The organism is Lacticaseibacillus porcinae, from assembly GCF_003946305.1.
GTDB lineage: Bacteria > Bacillota > Bacilli > Lactobacillales > Lactobacillaceae > Lacticaseibacillus > Lacticaseibacillus porcinae.
This window is the reverse complement of record NZ_RHNS01000001.1, coordinates 231,300-248,962: the sequence shown is the minus strand read 5'-3', so window position 1 is coordinate 248,962 and position 17,663 is coordinate 231,300. Positions and strand designations below refer to the sequence as shown.

Genomic DNA, 17,663 nt, shown 5'->3' with positions numbered 1-17,663 from the left:
ATCCACTTGGCGGTGAGCGTAGCGAAACGTCCAAGTTAGCTCCACCGAGGACCCTCACTATGTAGCGGCAAGCCAGCTGGAGTCCCCGTTTCAAATCACTGAAACGGAGCTAGCCCACTGTCGCCAGATGGCGGCATGAAACACTATCGATGCCGGACATCATTTGGATGAGAAGTGTCAAGAGTGATCAATCTATTGGCACTTCTTTTGTATGCTCGAGTTGATATCAGTCTCGCGACCCACGAGGGGACTTGTGTAAACAGGTATAATCAAGCTAGAATATCATTAAAGGAGAATCGATCATGTCGCGTCGTTGGCAGTTATTTTGGCTGGTTGAAGCCGCCATGTTTTTCGTGTTATGTTTTCAAATCGTGACCAACCCGCCGGTACTTGTCGGCGTCGTATTTGGTGTGGTCGCGTTAGTGATCGGCGCTCATGTCCATCGCTTCCAAACGTTTTGGTTGACCGTCGGCGGGATCAGCGTGGTGATCTCAGTGTTTGTCAATCCAATGATTTGGATCATGTTGTTTTTAGCCGCATGTGCGAGCTTGCGGCTGTTCACCGGTCAAAACACCAGCTTTGGCCCTTGGGCGCGGAAACATTTTTTGGCGGTGACGACCAAACAACCACAACCAAAAGCTGGCGCCATGTCCAGTCATCCTTGGTTTGGGGACACCAACATCGGTCAAACGCAATTTGAATGGGACGACATTAACTTAACGGTAGCTGCAGGCGATACCATCATTGACCTTGGTAATACATTGTTACCTAAAGGCGAGAATGTGGTCGTCATTCGCAAAGGCTTTGGGAAAACGCGGATCTTGGTTCCTGTCGGCGTCGGCGTCGCGATCGATCACTCTGCAGTGGTCGGGACGTTGTCAGTGGATGGCAAAGAAGTCCCGATGAAGAATCAAACGCGGAAATATTTTAGTGAAGACTATGATGATGCCAGTCGCCACATTCATATCCTCACAAACGTGTTAGTTGGGGATGTGGAGGTGTTGGCGGTATGATACGCGGACAACGCGTGGTATGGCAGTTTTTTGCAACGCTAGGCTTAACGGGATTGCTGGAAGTTGGGCTAGTGTACATGATGACCGTCCAAACCCACAGTGATTTCGGCAATTTATTGATGCGCAACGTGTATACAGCGCCATTGGTGTTGTATTTGATCGGTGGGGCGATTGTGATCGCCGGTTTGGTGTCTGCAACCAGTTACTACATGTTGCGCCGGCAACATAATCAACTGGCGAAGCGTTTAGCCACGATTTCTGCTGGGCAATATGATGCCCCAATTCTAGCGAAGCAGGCCCAGGCTGCGGCGATTTTAGGCGATGATGTTGCTGGGATGCTTGAAGCCCTCCGGCAAAAAATGATCCGCCTCCAGCGAGAAATCGAACGTTACTCGAATACCCCGGTACTGGTGGCTGGGAAAACTAAAGAAGAGATCCTTACCCAAGAGCGTCATCGTTTAGCCCGAGAGCTGCATGATTCAGTGTCTCAGCAGTTGTTTGCGGCGATGATGATGTTGTCGGCGGTGCGCTCGGTGATGACGACGCAAGATCCTGATAACGCGATGTTGAAGCAGATCACCACCATCGAAGGGGTGATCAATGAAGCGCAAGCGGAAATGCGGGCGTTGTTATTGCACTTGCGGCCAACCACTTTGGAAGGCAAAACCTTAAAAGCAGGGATCATTGCTTTGTTGCAAGAATTGCAAACCAAGATCAAAATTAAAATCACTTGGGAGCTCGCTGATGTCTCATTAGGTGCGGCGATGGAAGATAATTTGTTTCGGATCGTGCAAGAATTACTTTCCAACACATTACGCCATGCCAAAGCGCAAAGCCTTGAGGTATACTTAAAGCAAATTGGCAATGCAGTGGTGTTGCGCGTCGTTGACGATGGCGTCGGCTTTGAACCGGAAAATGCTGACACCACCGGTTCTTACGGCTTATCCAACATTCGTGAACGCGCCGCCAGTCTCGGTGGCACTGCCAAAGTGATCAGTTTCCCTAATCAAGGGACTAGTGTTGAAATTCGCGTGCCGATAACAAAGGAAGTAGCAGATGATTAAGGTATTACTTGTAGATGACCACGAAATGGTGCGCTTAGGCGTATCGACATACTTAGGCGTGATGCCAGACATCGAAGTCGTCGGGCAAGCCACTGATGGGCAAGAAGGCTTAGATCAAGCGTTGGCGTTGCGACCAGATGTGATTTTAATGGATCTGGTGATGCCGCATATGGATGGCATTGAAGCGACCCAGAAGATCTTAAAAGCCTGGCCAGAAGCGCGGATCATTATTTTAACCAGCTTTATTGACGATGAAAAGGTGTATCCAGCCATCGAAGCCGGTGCTGCTAGTTACATTCTGAAAACTGCAACGGCAGAAGAAATTGCCAATGCGATTCGCCAAACTGCTAAAGGGGAATCAGTGCTGGAGCCGCAAGTCACCACCAAAATGATGAATCGTTTGACGCAAAAACCGCAACCGGCATTATATGATGATTTGACGAACCGTGAGCGCGAAGTGTTGCAATTGATTGCGCAAGGGAAGTCGAATCAAGAAATTGCCACTGAGTTATTCATCACGTTAAAAACGGTGAAGACGCATGTGTCTAACATTTTGGCCAAACTTGAAGTTGAAGATCGCACGCAAGCCGCCATTTATGCGTTTAAGCATGGTTTGGTCAAAGATCAAAAAGACGAATAAAGCATCAAAATAGCCGTTCACTTCTGAAATTTGAAGTGAACGGCTTATTTTAATGTTTACGGCGATGTTTACCAGTTGGCGTGAGCACCCACCATAAGCCGACGAGATTCCCACAAACAATCGTGATCAACAAGCCCCACCACAAGTATGGTGGTGTGTAAACCATGGTGATGTGATGCTTACCTTGAGTTAGGGGGATGCTCATCAACAAGCCTAAGCTCGTTTTTGGTTTGACGGTTTTGCCATCGACTTGGACCTGCCAGCCGGCGATATTAGGAATCGTGGTTTGGAGAACTTGACGTGCTTGTTTGATGGTGATGTTGCCACTGATACTGCGATCACCGCGTTCGATGATGTGCCAAGGACTTGCTTGCAGTGATTTCAACTTGTTGGTGACTGTTGCGAGATCGAGGTGATAAAGTTGCAATTGTCCGAAGTCTGCAGAATCTTTCAACAAGGTGAACACTAAGGTTTGCTTTTTACCAGGGGCACTTGGGGTGACATTCAATAATTCAGGATCGCGGAAAGTGTCGTAGATCGGCACGGTGTGACCGTTTTGCGTGAGGGATACCACACTATCAGAGAAGGTCGCTGGGATCTGCAAGTAATAAGGATTGCGCGTTGTCGCAGTGAAGGTGTAAGTGACGGTAGCAATGGAACTGCTAGTTTTCTTTTTCACTGTTGCGCCTGACCAAGCAGCTTCTTTTAAAATCGGTTCAGAAAGATATTGTTTGTGAAAAACCGTTTGGAAGTTGGTGCCGGTGAGCGCCGATAACAACAATTCTTGATTGACCATCGGCATGCCGTCGATCAACTTCGTTTTGAGAATTTGGGTGCTGGCAGCAAACCCTAAGCCCAAGGCATATGGATTTTGATACAAGGCCAAATCTTTGGTGTGACCGATTTTGGTGTAACCGGTGTTGCCGTAACCAAACAGATCAGGGCGTTCGGAGACTTGCGGGATGAAAGGATCACTGGTGCTTGAATCAAATTTCGGATTTAACCAATATTTCAAATCTAAGAAAGCGTCAGTGATCACGGTGCCGTTGGTATAGGCCACAAAGCCGTCACCAGCAGATTGACCCAGTTGTCCGAATAACTTCGGCACACTAGGTTCAAACATCGAGTTGAATTGATCAGTACCCATGTAACCGATTTGCATGGCATCATTTTTGGTTCGTAGCATCGTTTTGCCAATGCGGTAGGTGCCTGAGTGTTTGCTTTGAATGGCGTTGACGCCGCTGCGCAACGACTCAGTGTAAGTGTGGTAATCAGAATGGGAGACGTAGCTTAACTGATTTAACGTGATCGTCGCATTGGTTGCCGCTTCTGCAAGCATCAACACACAAAACAAAATTGCTGTCAGAGGCTTTTCATCTTGACGCAAGGTCAATAACAACAACGCAAACAATGAAAAAATCACGGTGGTCAAGATCTGGGAATCTTTTAAATAGGTGAAAGCTTTGGGATGTAACCAAACAAAAGCGGCAACCGAGAGAATGACGACTAATGAAATCGTCAGCTGCCACCAGTTGATCCCTTCAGGAAGCAATTGCAACGCTCTGGTGCCTAGTACCATCAGCCAAAATACCACGACAAATGAGAAGCGGTAAGGGTACCACACGGGAAATTGCATGCCATGCCAAAATAAATCAAGCGGTTCGACCATCATTGACAAGGTTAAGAAAATTGTCCAAGCTAAGGCAAACAGTCGCTCTTGCCAAGGAATATGCGCTACGACGAAATATAAAATAAACCCGATCATCAACAAACTGCCAACAAATAAATTCGCTTGGCCACTAGGCATTTGATCAAAGTTAAAGCTACCAGTGAAGAATTTGCCGAGCAATTTGTAAGGCTTGTATTCAAACTTCCAAGTCATTTTGGTGACAGTGTAAGTGCCTTTGGACTGTGTCAGTTGAAACAACGTCGGCAACAACACCACTGCCGCCATCCCGCCAGCAAGCAACGCCCCACAAGCAAATCGCCAAATCGCTTGTAAGGTGCGTTTTGGTCCTGACCAATCGCGGCAACATGCATAGCCGAAATACCCGATAATGAACAAACAAAGCATCCAAGCCATGTAGTAATTGGTGATCAATGCCACCAACAACCACCAGATGAAAGGCCATGGGCGATGTGCTTCGACCAGCACGTCCACGCCGTAAGCCACCAGCGGCAAGCAGATCACCACATCAAACCACATTAAATTGAGTTGATTGGCGATCATCCAACCGCTTAACGCATATACGGTACCAAAGCCGACTAACCAAAAGCTTGACCAGCCGCGATGTTTCAAATAAAAGGCCATTGCAAGGCTGGCACAACCATACTTTGCCAAGGTGATCACGGTGATAGCGACATCCAGCATTGATTTAGGGAATAAGCACACGATAAAATTAAATGGACTCAACAAATAATAGGCGAACACGCCATACATGTCGCCGCCGAGATCTTTGTTAAACGCGAAGAATAACTGTCCGGGATGTCCCAGCACGGTTTCTCTAAAATAACTATAAAAATCGATATATTGCTGACCCATATCCACTGTCAACAAGCTACTGTTGCCAAAAGGATAAACGCCGCGACCGATGAAGTAAGCGCCCATGATAATGATCGGCGCCAAGCAGGCGAAGGCCAATAAATGTCGTTGTAAAAAGCGGTAGGCTCGCATAGTGCCTCCAGTTCCCAAAAATTCGGTTAAATCAGGTCAAAAACGTGTTAGAACTTGTAAGAATACTATATCATAGATAACAGATTGGCGTTGACGCCATGAGTTTGCTACACTGGTTTCGTGCCACCAAAAGGCACGCATTGATAAGGAGCTGTATTCGTGAAATACATTCGCACCCCAAAGCCTAAGCGGGCCAAATCCCATATTCCCTTTCGGCTGAATTTGTTATTCTTTTTTGTCTTCTTATTGTTAGCCGCCTTAGTCGGTCAGCTAGCTTATTTGCAGATTTTAAACGGGGGCAAATTCGCCGCCGAAGTTAATCGCACCGACCAAACCACGGTTACTGGGGCAGTGCCGCGTGGGTTGATTTATGATAGTCAAGGCCGTGTGTTGGTGGAAAACAAAGCCAACAACGCCATAACCTTCACTAAATCTGTGAACACCACGACGCAATCGATGTATGACACTGCCAATCGCTTAGCACGCTACATCACAGTCGATCATGACGGTTTGCAAAAGCGCGACTACGCCGATTACGTTTTAGCGGACAGCAAAGCTGCCAAAGCCGTGGTCAAAGAATTACCGAAAGCCCAACAAGCGGAAACGGATAGTTCAAAGCTCTATAAATATGAAGTCGCCTATGTTCAAAAGCACTTGCCAGCTTTTTCTGACAAACAAAAACAAGCGATCGCCTTATACAAGATCATGAATGGGGCGACGCAACTCACTACAGTTTACTTGAAGAACTCAGGTGTCACCACTGATGAGTCTGCGGCAGTTGGTGAAAACCTCACTGCGATGTCTGGTGTGAATCTCGGGACTGATTGGGAACGTGCCTATCCCAATGGCGATTCGATGACGGCAATCATTGGGACGGTTTCCTCAACGAAATCTGGGTTACCTTCTGATGGGTTGCAATCATACTTGGCCCAAGGCTATGCCCGCAATGATCGCGTCGGGATCTCTTATTTGGAAAAAGGTTATGAAAGTATCCTTAAAGGCGCGAAATCTCGCACCCAAGTGGAACTTGGCAATAACAACAACATTGTCAAACAAGTGACGACGTTTAAAGGCCAACAAGGGTCGAACTTGAATTTGACCATTGATTCTGATTATCAAAATAAAGTCCAATCGATCGTTAAATCTGTTTTCAACCAAGCGTTATCCAATGGTGCGGCGGCGCATTCAGATGGGGCGTTTGCCGTGGCGATGAATCCCCAAACTGGCGCAATTTTAGCGTTAGCTGGTGAAAGTCACAATGTGAAAACTGGTAAAGTTACTGAAGATGCCTTAGGGGCCATCAACCGTAGTTTTGCCATGGGGTCTGCGGTCAAGCCGGCGATGGTGCTTGGCGCCTTGCAAGATGGCGTCATCACTGTCAACAACAACACGCAATCTGATGATCCGATTTACTTGCCTTCTACGCCAGTCAAGAAATCTGTTTATCCAGTCGGAACGTTCAGTTCAATGAATGCGACCACTGCGCTTGAAGTCTCCAGTAACATTTACATGATGCGCTTAGCCATGAAGGAAGGGAACGCGAAATACGTGCCAAAGACTTCGATGGTGATGGATAACAATATTTTCACCAAAATGCGGCGCTATTTCTCTGAATTTGGTTTAGGTCAAACTACCGGTGTTGACTTACCAGGGGAAGTGAAAGGGCAATCTGGGGCAACCACATTAAATGGTGCGCTAGCTGTTGGGTCGGCACTTGACTTGTCTTACGGGAACTACGATACCTACACCTTGATGCAAATGGCGCAATATGTGTCCACCGTTGCGAACAATGGCTATCGGATGAAGCCTTACATTGTTAAGTCGATTTCTCAAACCTTATCAGACGGGAGCAATGGTGCCACGATTTCAACAACTAGCCCTCAAGTTCAACTCAAAGTGCCGAACACCCAAGCACAAATTGATTTGGTCAAACAAGGGATGTGGGAAGTGGTGCATGGGACCAATGGTTGGACCACTGCCACGATGTTGAATACCTTAAACCCTGGGGTGGCTGGGAAGACTGGGACGGCGCAAACCTTTACGCGTTCTGATCCGACCAACACCAACTCTGAATTGTTGGAAACCACGACGTTGAGTTTTGTCGGCTTCGCACCTGCGAAGAATCCCCAAATCGCGATCGCTGTCGTGGTCCCTAACTTATCCAACGAAGACGTCAACTACAACGAATTGATCGCCAAGCAAATGTTTGCGGATTATTATTCGATGAATGACGTGAAAAAAGATAGCTCTTACAGTGCGCATCAAACCAGCATTAACGGGTAGGCATTTCACCTAAAAAATGCTACACTATTCAATGAATGTCAGTTCGCGCTGACAGGGTAGTGGTACTTGTTTGCGGGCGTTTCCACCGACAACAGGTTCGCCTGTTGTTTTTTTATTGGTAGCGTTCGATTTGGAAGGAAAGAAGGGACCGCATGCACAACCCGTTTTTAAAAACGCGTTTAGACAACACACCGTTTGTGACGTACGCGTTAGTGATCGTCACCGCGTTGGTGTTTATTGCGGAAACTTTGCTTGGTGGCAGCGACAACAACTTGGTTTTGCTACAATTAGGGGCGCGTTATAACCCCTTGATTTTAGCCGGCCAATGGTGGCGCTTCATCACGCCTGCATTTTTGCACATTGGCATCACGCATTTGGTCTTAAACGGTGTGTCATTGTATTACTTAGGCATGATCTGCGAAAAGATCTTCGGCCACTGGCGGTTTTTGGTGATTTATTTGGTATCAGCGATCGCTGGTAACGTTGCGAGTTTTGCGTTTTCACCAAATTCGATGTCTGCTGGTGCCAGCACGGCGATTTTTGGTTTGATGGGCGCGTTTGTGATGCTGGGGGATGTCTTTCGCGATAACCCGATGGTCAAACAACTCGCCCAACAATTCGCGTTGTTAGCAGGGATCAACTTAGTCATGAATTTATTCATGTCAGGGGTTGATCTGCCTGGTCACATCGGCGGGTTTGTTGGTGGATTTCTGATCGCCAGTGTCGTCGGGGCCCCACGGTTAGGCCGCTTATCGCTAAGTCGCCGGATCATTTTAGGTGCGGTGTTGGTATTCGCTTTAGGCGGATTGATCATGTTGCAAATGAATGGTAGGTGAGTGAATGCAGCTATATCCAACCATGTACACGTATTACGACGTGTTGCAATTATTGAAACGTTTTGGCACGTATATTCACTTAGGCAAGCGCCTGTGGGATATCGAATTAGCAGCTGCTGAAGTCGATCGCCTGCATGAATTGCGCCTGATCCCAGATGATACCTACGCCAACGCCAAAATCGTGTTGCGTCACGCCCATGAACAAGAAGCCAAACACCCATTAATTTAACCCACTGGAGGATAACGATGACTGACAAGAAATTATTAGGCGTCGATTTAGGCGGTACGACCGCTAAGTTTGCGATTTTGACCCAAGATGGCGAGATCCAACAACGCTGGAGCATTGATACAAATATTTTAGATGAAGGGGCCCATATCATTCCTGATATCATCGCCTCCATTCAAGATCATTTGAAGTTATACAACATGACCGCAGCAGATTTTCAAGGCATCGGCATGGGGACCCCTGGGACTGTCGACACTATTGCCGGCACTGTCATTGGCGCTTACAACTTAAACTGGAAGACCTTGCAACATCCAAAACGCGACATCGAAGCTGCCACTGGCATTCCTTTTGCTGTGGATAACGACGTCAACGTCGCTGCCATGGGTGAACAATGGAAAGGTGCCGGCGATGCCTCTGATAACGTCACTTTAGTTGCGTTAGGCACTGGGATCGGCGCTGGCGTCATTTCTGATGGTCACTTGTTGCACGGGGTTGCCGGCTCGGCTGGTGAAATCGGCCACGTCACCGTTGATCCTGATGGTTACATGTGCACTTGCGGCAAAAAAGGTTGCTTGGAAACTGTTGCGTCTGCTACCGGTGTTGTACGTGTCGCTCGTGACATGGCCGAAGAATATGCCGGCGATTCCAAATTGAAGCAGATCTTAGATGACGGCGACGATATTTCGTCCAAAATCGTTTTTGACTGTGCCAAAGAAGGCGACAAGTTGGCACTGATGATCGTTGATCGCGTCAGCTACTACTTAGGTTTAGGCTTAGGGAACTTGGGCAACATGCTGAACCCTGAATATATTTTGATCGGTGGCGGTGTCTCTGCAGCCGGGGACTTCTTGTTGAGTCGCGTGGACAAGTACTTCAAGCAATTCACTTTCCCTAACGTTCGTGAAACCACGAAGTTACGGTTAGCAACGCTTGGTAACACTGCCGGTGTGATCGGTGCCGCTAGCTTGGCCCGTCACTAGGAGGCTTTTACTTGAATATTATGAATTTTTTGTTGATCTTGATCGGTGCCGGGTTGATTGCTTGGGCTGCCAACTACTTGTGGTTGTGGTGGCGTAAGTCTCAACTCAAAGGCATCGGTGGGGAAATCGAACCAGATGAATTTGAAGCCACCATGCGCAAAGCCCAAATCATCGACTTACGTGAAAAAAAGGATTTTGATGCTGGCCATATTTTAGGCGCCCGCAACATGCCTTACTCCGTGATCAAAGAACGGATGGGCGAATTACGTGAAGACTTACCCGTGTATCTCTATGATGCTGCTGGTGAATTATCTGTGCGTGCAGCTGGTCGTTTGAAAAAAGCTGGTTTCCAAAAAGTGAACTGGTTGAAAAAAGGCTACCAAAACTGGTCTGGTAAGACGAAGAAAAAGAAGTCTTTAGACTAGTAAATTAGAGGCCGAGAATATTCTCGGCCTCTTTGCTTGTCTCATTCGACTTATTTTAATGATCCAAACGCCGTCCAACCGCAAGAAAAAACCCACACGTTAACGTGTGGGTAGAGACTAGCCGAGGTGAGCGGAATGACGCTTGCGGTTGGCTTTGGCGCGGTTTTGATTGATTTCTTCAACTTTGTCTTCGACGGGTTCAATGTAGGACTTCTTGAATGCTAAGACGCTGCCGGCGACAGCAGAGATCGTCATGACGGTACCTAGGAAGAAGCCTTTAGCAAATTTATGTTTCATGAGAATTTCCTCCAGTTACTGATTTTGTCTTGCTAAGTCTATTATACTAAAGACAATACCACAACACAAAGGACAAGTGAACGTTTGCACGAAAGGAGGCACCTGATGCCTGGCCAAATTCTAATGATCGGCGGACCGACTGCGGTTGGCAAAACGGCTTTGTCGATTCGCTTAGCCAAAGCGTTTGACGGGGAAGTGGTTAACGCCGATGCTTATCAAATTTACCGCGGCATGGATATCGGTACCGCCAAAGCGACCCTTGCAGAACGCGATGGGGTGGTGCATCATTTATTAGATGTTGTTGAACCTACCGCCGCTTATTCAGTGGCCCAGTTCAAACAAGCGGCAAAAACTGCGATCGCTGACATTCAAAAACGTGGCAAACTCCCAATTGTTGTCGGCGGCACCGGATTTTACATGAATGCCTTGCGATTAGACCTGCCACTTGGTGGGCAAGCGCCGCCGAGTGATTACCGTGAGCACTTACAACAGGCGCTGGTTGAACATGATGAGCAGTGGTTGTGGGCAAAGCTGAATGCGATCGACCCTCAAGCTGCTGAAAAAATTCCACCAGCAAATTCCCGGCGAGTGATCCGCGCCTTAGAAGTGATGCATACCACTGGGGTAAAGTTCTCCCAGCAACCTGAATCAAAGCCTGCCTATGACGCCTTGGTGATCGGGTTGACCACTGAACGACAAGCTTTGTACCAACGTATTAATCAACGCGTCACGTTGATGGTGCAAGCAGGCTTGATCCCTGAGGTGAAACATATCCTTGAGCTGGCGGGACCTGACGCGCAATCGCTCAAGGCCATCGGCTATAAGGAATTGATCCCATACTTACAAGGGACAGCAACGTTAGCACAAGCCGTTGAATTGATCCAAAAAAATTCGCGGCATTATGCCAAGCGGCAGCTGACTTATTTCAAACATCAAATGCCCACGCATTGGTTTGATTTAGTCGCACAGCCGCAATCCTATCAAGAATTATTAACGCTAGTGACGAACTGGCGAAAAATGGAGGAATCATTTTGAGTTGGAAAGATAACTTTGATCCTAAGTTAATTTCAGTCGTCGAAAAAGTCGACCAAAAAATTGCCCCGCGGTTAGCGGAAATGGACGAACAAATCGTCGAAAATCAAGCGAAAGTCTTACGGAGCTTTCAATCACATGATGTTGCAGAAAGTGATCTATATGGCTCCACTGGCTATGGTCACAGCGATGAAGGCCGCGATAAACTTGAAGAAATTTACGCCGATGTTTTAGGTGGCGAAGATGCACTGGTACGCCCACAATTTGTGTCCGGGACCCATGCCATTGGGGTCGGCTTGTTAGGGTTGGTGCGCCCAGGGGATGAAATTTTATATATCACTGGCGAACCTTATGATACCTTGCAAGAAGTTTTGGGATTAGCAGGCAACGGCATCGGCTCACCTAAAGAATATGGCATTAATGTCGATTACGTCGACTTGTTGCCAAATGGTGAAGTGGATCTCGAAGCCGTCAAAAAGCGTCTGCGTCCTCAAACCAAAGTGGTTGCCATTCAACGCTCCCGCGGGTATGCCACGCGTGATTCTTTCACCATCGAAAAAATTGCGGAAATGGTCAAAGCCGTCCGCAGCGTGATGCCTGATGTGTGGATCTTTGCGGATAATGCTTATGGTGAATTCTCTGAAACCCAAGAACCAACGCATGTCGGCGTTGACGTCATTGCCGGTAGCTTATTCAAAAACGCTGGCGGTGGTTATGCGAAAACTGGTGGTTACATCGTCGGTCGCAAAGATTTGATCGAACGCATCAGCTACCGCTTTACAGTGCCTGGTCTCGGTGGTGCAGAAGGGGCGACATTTGGGTCGTTGCGCGACATGTTCCAAGGCTTCTTCGTTTCCCCACAAACCACTGGTAATGCCATTAAAGGCGCGATTTTTGAAGCAGCATTACTTGAAGAACTCGGTTTGACGGTATCACCAAAGTGGGATGCGCCACGCACCGACTTGATTCAAACGGTTAACTTCGGCAATCCAGATGACATGATCAAGTTTGCAGCGGCGGTGCAAGCAAATTCACCAGTTGATTCCTTCGTCACGCCGATTCCCGAAACCATGGCAGGATACGAAGATCCGGTCATCATGGCTGGCGGTTCGTTTGTCTCTGGATCCACCACTGAATTCTCTGGTGATGGCCCATTGCGTGCGCCTTACACCTTGTATATGCAAGGTGGGTTGACTTATGCGCATGTGAAAGTTGCGATCATCGGTGCGGCGCAAGCCACCTTCTTCGATCAAAAATAAAGCAATTGGTTCAGCTTCTCAATGGAGGGGCTGAACCTTTTTGATTGGAAAATGATGAGGTCAGTCTGGGACAATCATGAAGTAAAAATGTTAAGTGTGACCAAGAACCTTGATAAATTCGGCTAAAACCCGAACATTGAAAACGATTGATTCACATTTTTTAGGATAGATGTTAGAATAGGTGACATTGACCGTTGACGGATAACGGTATGGTTGTTAGTATAATCCCTGTTATCGGAAGGAGGCCAAGTGATGCCAGACATCGGCGATTTACGCACGCGGTGTGTCCTACCAATTGGTACAGTGATCCAGCTGACCGACCTCACCGCGCGTCAGATCAGATACTATGAAGCGCAAGACTTGGTTCACCCTGAACGTACAGCGGGGAATCACCGGATGTATTCGCTGAATCATATCGATACTTTGCTTGAGATCAAAAGCCAATTGGCTGACGGTTTCACCTTAGCTGATATCAAACAGCTGATGCATCCGCGTCACCGTGAGCCAAACTCTGATGAAGAAGTTCGTCAGATGCTGCGGGATGAAATGATGAATCAAAGTCGTTTGAATCAGGCCAACAATGTCCGTCAGGGATTTGGTTTCCGGCCGTAACAACACACACAAAGGAGTTCAATAGAATGGCAAAGAAGACGATCACCGCCGAAGCAATTCGACAAAGTGTCAAGGATGAAAATGTGAAGTTCCTGCGTTTGATGTTCACCGATGTTAACGGGATCATCAAAAACGTCGAGGTGCCGATCTCACAACTTGAGAAGGTCTTGAACAACAAGATCGCGTTTGATGGCTCTTCGATCGATGGCTTTGTCCGCATCGAAGAAAGTGATATGCGCTTGTACCCAGATTTCAATTCTTGGTTATTGTTCCCATGGGGCAACGAACACGGCAAAGTCGCACGTTTGATCTGCTCCGTGCATAAATCTGATGGGACTCCTTTTGCCGGTGATCCACGTAACAACTTGATCCGCGTGATCGACAAGATGAAAGCCGCTGGTTTCTCTGATTTCAACATCGGTCCAGAACCAGAATTCTTCTTGTTCAAATTAGATGAAAACGGCCAACCAACTACTAAGCTCAACGATAAAGGTTCATATTTTGACTTTGCACCACTTGACCTTGGCGAAAACTGCCGACGCGATATTGTGTTGGAACTTGAAAAAATGGGCTTTGAAGTCGAAGCTTCTCACCATGAAGTGGCACCTGGCCAACATGAAATCGACTTTAAGTACACTGACGCACTGCAAGCTGCCGACAATATTCAAACCTTCAAGCTGGTGGTCAAGTCCATTGCCCGTCAATACAACTTGTATGCGACCTTCATGCCAAAACCATTACAAGGTATCAACGGTTCTGGGATGCACATCAACATGTCATTATTCAAAGATGACAAAACCAATGTCTTCTATGATGAAAATGGCGAAGATCAATTGTCTGTGACCTCCAAGCATTTCTTAGCTGGCTTGTTGGAACACGCCCGTGGCTTGACTGCCATCAACAACCCCACAGTCAACTCCTACAAGCGTTTGGTCCCAGGATTTGAAGCCCCAGTTTACATCGCTTGGTCTGGGACTAACCGTTCACCATTGATCCGCGTCCCACAATCTCGTGGTTTAGGGACCCGTTTGGAATTGCGTTCTGTTGATCCAACGGCTAACCCATACTTAGCCATTGCCGCCATTTTGGAAGCAGGCCTTGATGGGATCGGCAACGGCTTGACGCCAGAAGATGCGATCGATCGCAACATTTACCGCATGCAAGATGATGAACGTAAAGCCAACCATATCCAAGACTTACCTTCCACGTTGCATAACGCGTTGAAAGCTTTAGCTGCAGATCCTGTGGTCAAAGGTGCTTTAGGCGATCACTTGTATCAATCGTTCAAAGATTCTAAAGATCTTGAATGGGCGGCATATCGTCAATCCGTTTCTGAATGGGAACGCGATCAATACCTTGAACTTTATTAATGTGTGGGGAAGCCTCGTTGAAAAACGAGGCTTTTTTGCTGGAGAAAAACTTTTTGAGATCGGTTACAAAAAATACTTGACAATTGTTTTTGAAGGCGTTATCATGACGTCGAATTCTATGAGGAGTGAGTGGCTTAGCGCAGGTCACTCGTATCACTTCGCGACGGGTGGAAGTGCCCGCTAAACTCTCGGAGACCATCCCGTAGCATCTGGGCTTAACTGTCGAGCGCTGCTAGATCTCCAGTTCCAAAGTGCCGGTACTGAAGGGTCCCAGTCGTGGACTCAAACCAGTTACAGCCGGGAGTAGTGCCCTCACGGTGACGTGAGACGCAAGGCGACGTCTGTTTGCGAAAGGCAGTGCAAAGCCGATTAGCGACGAACGTGGTTGAGGTCTAATAAGCCAAGGCCCGCAGCAACGTCCTTGATATTGTTTTGAACTGTAGACACGTAATTAAATGGCATAGAAGCCGCGGATCCACGAAGCAGAATACTGTTTCGTGGATTTGTTGTGCCTAAAAGCCAGAAAGCAAAAAACACGCCTTCAAATTGCGAAGACGTGTTTGCGTATGATCAACGTATTGGTAAATTGAGTTGGGAGTGGTCGAGGTCTAAATGATAGTTGACCACAGCTGTCGGGCGAATGGTTTGCGCCATGTCGGCACCGTGAATGATCAAGCCAAGTTGACGACCAGCTGGTAAAACGTAATGCGTTGGTTGCAAGTCAAAGTGCACGGTGAATGGCTCACCTGGCGTGATGGTTTGAATTTCATAGGCATTCTCAGGATTTTGAACGTTGACGTGACCATAGCTGATCAACTTTGCGTCAGTTGCTTTAACTGGGGCGAACTCGACGATATCTTGCGTTTTATAGTCATAACCAAGTTGATAGCCGTCGCGAGCCACAGTGCTTGCGGTTTCGCCGAAGCGTTTGGCTTCACCTAAGTCGATCAACCGCACACTTAAAATCGCAGTTGGCGCATCGATCCACAGTTTCAAGGTGATATCAGGTGTGCCGTCTAGCACCAAATCATGATCCAGCGGCGCTTGCGTCAACCACAAGCGACTGTCAGCATAGGCGCTGGTCGGTTGAATGATCGCTGTTTCAAAGCTGGCGCTGGTGTCGTGAGCCGCGTTAAAGGTGGCAGTGGCGTTGTCGGCAAAACTTGAGCGAACGCTTTGCCAGTCTGTTGCTAAATTCAGCGATTCGGTGGTTGACGGGCCAAAAGCATCATATTGATGCCAAGTTTGCGGTTGGACATTATCTTGAACTTGCACATTTGGTAGCGTGTCGTTAGCACCGTTGTCGACGCCGAGCAATTTGTTGGTCAACCACAAATTCATTTGATCAGTGAAATCAAGCGACAGTACATTGTTCAAATAAACATGTTGACCTTGATGCAAAAACAACTTTTTTTGAATCGGCAAGTCTTTGAGCCCTTCAAACAAGCGAATGACATTGGCAGGCTTGACGTTGGTGTCGTTTAAGCCGTGCACTGAGACGATATCGCAGCGAATCTCTTTGAGGTGGTTGCGATAGTTGCGCGCGTCCCACCAAGCGTTGTAATCGCCAGTGGTGCGATCTTGGGCGGCTTCGATGGCTTGTAGTGACGCTTCCCATTTACTTTGAATGCCAAGCATGTCACCAGCTTGCTTCAATCGAGAAAAGGTATCGACAGCTAACACATCCGCGTCTTCACCTTGAAAGCCTCCAGGGGCCACGACTAAACCATTTTCTCGGTAGTAATCATACCAACTAGAAATCGCAGCTTCGGAAATCACCGTCTTCAAGCCAGCGACACCGCTAGTGGCAGCGGCAATGGCTAAGGTGCCGAGATATGATTTGCCAGTCATGGCGATTTTGTGGTTGCACCACCAAGCATCGATGGTGGTGGTGCGGGTGCGATCGGTGAAGGCGCGGCGCGAACCATTGAGCCATTCAATCACAGCCACGGCACTGGCGGTTTCGCTAGGACCACCGACACTGCGTAAGCCGTCAGAGCCTTGGGTGCCGACTCCTGCAGAATAGACCGTCGCAAATCCGCGGCTTAAGAAGTAATCATTTAAGCTGTAAATGCCATTTTCACTACCATAGCTGGTTGCGGTGTGCGTCGTGGCTGAAGCTTCGGCTTTCGGGAGATCAAGTGCTGCTGGTTCATGATAGGTGACGTCAGTTTTGGTATGACTTTGCGTTTTGACCGCCAGTTCAGGTTCAGGAACATGCGTCGCTGCTTCAACTTGTTCATCGTTAGTGCCATGAAAATAAGGGTTGGCAGTGAACAACGCCGGCATTTTTGTGCCGAGATCAGTCGCTTTAGGCCGAAAAATCGTGGTTTCCAGCAAATCGCGTTGCCCGTCTTCATCAGTATCCAGATCTGATTCCACCCACACCACTTCACGAATCAATTGACGCGGATCAAACACGGCTTGGCTTTTCCCATTGAAAAATAAATACTGTGGAACGTCGTGATCATCTTGAAAATTCTTGAAAAAGCCGCGGTTGGCTAAGTCATCAAGGTAAGTCACTAATTTCGGCGTACGGGTATTTAATAGGAGATACAGCGCTTCGAGAAAGTCAGCGGTAGTGGTTAAGTCGGTGTCCACGACTGGCAGTTGTGCCGCTTGCATTTGATCAACAGCACTGTTTAATGATTTGAATTCAGGACGAAAGCTTAACAACTGCAACGCCACGGCGTAAAATTGCGTGCGCGTCATTTGCGTTGGCGCATTTTCGATAAACGTGGCTAAGCTTTGATGGTCATCGACGGCAATGGTGGTCAACGCTTGAGCTTGTTGGGCGGCGTTTAGCGCTTCTGGAAAACATAAACGGTAATTTTCAGCTAAACTTTGCGCAAATGGTAAGTCAGGATCGGCGTTAAAGCCGATTTGGTTGAGTTCTTGAAGTTGAGTGGCGACATTTGGCGTCAGGCGACCAAATTGATTGAGTTTCATTGC

General features: G+C 47.7%; 15 protein-coding genes. 12 read left to right on the top strand and 3 right to left on the bottom strand.

Annotated features, from left to right (window positions below; genetic code table 11):
* Nucleotides 1–302 precede the first annotated feature (302 nt).
* From liaF to EKM92_RS01150, 3 genes are read left to right on the top strand one after another with little or no spacing between them, the layout of a single operon-like run.
* A complete protein-coding gene (liaF, locus tag EKM92_RS01160) occupies nt 303–1,013 on the top strand; it encodes a cell wall-active antibiotics response protein LiaF (RefSeq protein ID WP_125707038.1) in 711 nt (236 codons plus the stop codon).
* Nucleotides 1,013–2,077: a sensor histidine kinase gene (locus tag EKM92_RS01155; protein WP_420812552.1), complete on the top strand. Its 1,065-nt coding sequence runs from the start codon at nt 1,013–1,015 to the stop codon at nt 2,075–2,077. Before liaF ends, EKM92_RS01155 begins: the two co-directional genes overlap by 1 nt.
* Nucleotides 2,070–2,717, top strand: a complete 648-nt coding sequence (locus EKM92_RS01150; RefSeq protein WP_125707036.1) for a response regulator — start codon at nt 2,070–2,072, stop codon at nt 2,715–2,717. Before EKM92_RS01155 ends, EKM92_RS01150 begins: the two co-directional genes overlap by 8 nt.
* 49 nt (nt 2,718–2,766) lie before the next feature.
* Here EKM92_RS01150 and EKM92_RS01145 read toward each other — a convergent pair whose 3' ends face one another.
* Complete coding sequence (locus tag EKM92_RS01145; protein WP_125707034.1) at nt 2,767–5,391, bottom strand: YfhO family protein; 2,625 nt, start codon at nt 5,389–5,391, stop codon at nt 2,767–2,769.
* Between the two features lie 159 nt (nt 5,392–5,550).
* Between EKM92_RS01145 and EKM92_RS01140 the strand changes: the two genes are divergently transcribed.
* From EKM92_RS01140 to EKM92_RS01120, 5 genes are all read left to right on the top strand, one after another.
* Nucleotides 5,551–7,674 (top strand): peptidoglycan D,D-transpeptidase FtsI family protein, encoded by a 2,124-nt coding sequence (locus tag EKM92_RS01140; RefSeq protein WP_125707032.1) that lies wholly within the window; start codon nt 5,551–5,553, stop codon nt 7,672–7,674.
* Nucleotides 7,675–7,826: 152 nt separating this feature from the next.
* Complete coding sequence (locus EKM92_RS01135) at nt 7,827–8,510, top strand: rhomboid family intramembrane serine protease (protein ID WP_125707030.1); 684 nt, start codon at nt 7,827–7,829, stop codon at nt 8,508–8,510.
* Nucleotides 8,511–8,532: 22 nt separating this feature from the next.
* On the top strand, nt 8,533–8,739 hold the full coding sequence (locus EKM92_RS01130) for a YqgQ family protein (protein ID WP_125707478.1): 207 nt from the start codon (nt 8,533–8,535) through the stop codon (nt 8,737–8,739).
* A gap of 17 nt (nt 8,740–8,756) precedes the next feature.
* Entirely contained in the window at nt 8,757–9,716 is a 960-nt protein-coding gene (locus EKM92_RS01125) for an ROK family glucokinase (RefSeq protein ID WP_125707028.1), read from the top strand.
* A gap of 17 nt (nt 9,717–9,733) precedes the next feature.
* Nucleotides 9,734–10,141, top strand: a complete 408-nt coding sequence (locus tag EKM92_RS01120; RefSeq protein WP_164509868.1) for a rhodanese-like domain-containing protein — start codon at nt 9,734–9,736, stop codon at nt 10,139–10,141.
* A gap of 117 nt (nt 10,142–10,258) precedes the next feature.
* Here the strand turns inward: EKM92_RS01120 and EKM92_RS01115 are convergent, their stop codons facing one another.
* Nucleotides 10,259–10,438 carry a DUF3042 family protein gene (locus EKM92_RS01115; protein WP_054713788.1) on the bottom strand — a complete coding sequence of 60 codons (180 nt, stop codon included), beginning with the start codon at nt 10,436–10,438 and terminating at the stop codon, nt 10,259–10,261.
* Between the two features lie 105 nt (nt 10,439–10,543).
* Between EKM92_RS01115 and miaA the strand changes: the two genes are divergently transcribed.
* The 4 genes from miaA (at nt 10,544) to glnA (ending at nt 14,711) form a co-directional block, all read left to right on the top strand.
* Nucleotides 10,544–11,473 carry a tRNA (adenosine(37)-N6)-dimethylallyltransferase MiaA gene (gene miaA / locus EKM92_RS01110; protein ID WP_125707026.1) on the top strand — a complete coding sequence of 310 codons (930 nt, stop codon included), beginning with the start codon at nt 10,544–10,546 and terminating at the stop codon, nt 11,471–11,473.
* Complete coding sequence (locus EKM92_RS01105) at nt 11,470–12,729, top strand: methionine gamma-lyase family protein (protein ID WP_125707024.1); 1,260 nt, start codon at nt 11,470–11,472, stop codon at nt 12,727–12,729. Before miaA ends, EKM92_RS01105 begins: the two co-directional genes overlap by 4 nt.
* 252 nt (nt 12,730–12,981) lie before the next feature.
* A complete protein-coding gene (locus tag EKM92_RS01100) occupies nt 12,982–13,341 on the top strand; it encodes a MerR family transcriptional regulator (RefSeq protein WP_125707022.1) in 360 nt (119 codons plus the stop codon).
* A 26-nt stretch (nt 13,342–13,367) separates the two neighbouring features.
* Complete coding sequence (gene glnA, locus EKM92_RS01095; protein ID WP_125707020.1) at nt 13,368–14,711, top strand: type I glutamate--ammonia ligase; 1,344 nt, start codon at nt 13,368–13,370, stop codon at nt 14,709–14,711.
* A gap of 570 nt (nt 14,712–15,281) precedes the next feature.
* Here the strand turns inward: glnA and EKM92_RS01090 are convergent.
* A complete protein-coding gene (locus EKM92_RS01090; protein WP_125707018.1) occupies nt 15,282–17,660 on the bottom strand; it encodes a Xaa-Pro dipeptidyl-peptidase in 2,379 nt (792 codons plus the stop codon).
* Between the last annotated feature and the right edge of the window lie 3 nt (nt 17,661–17,663).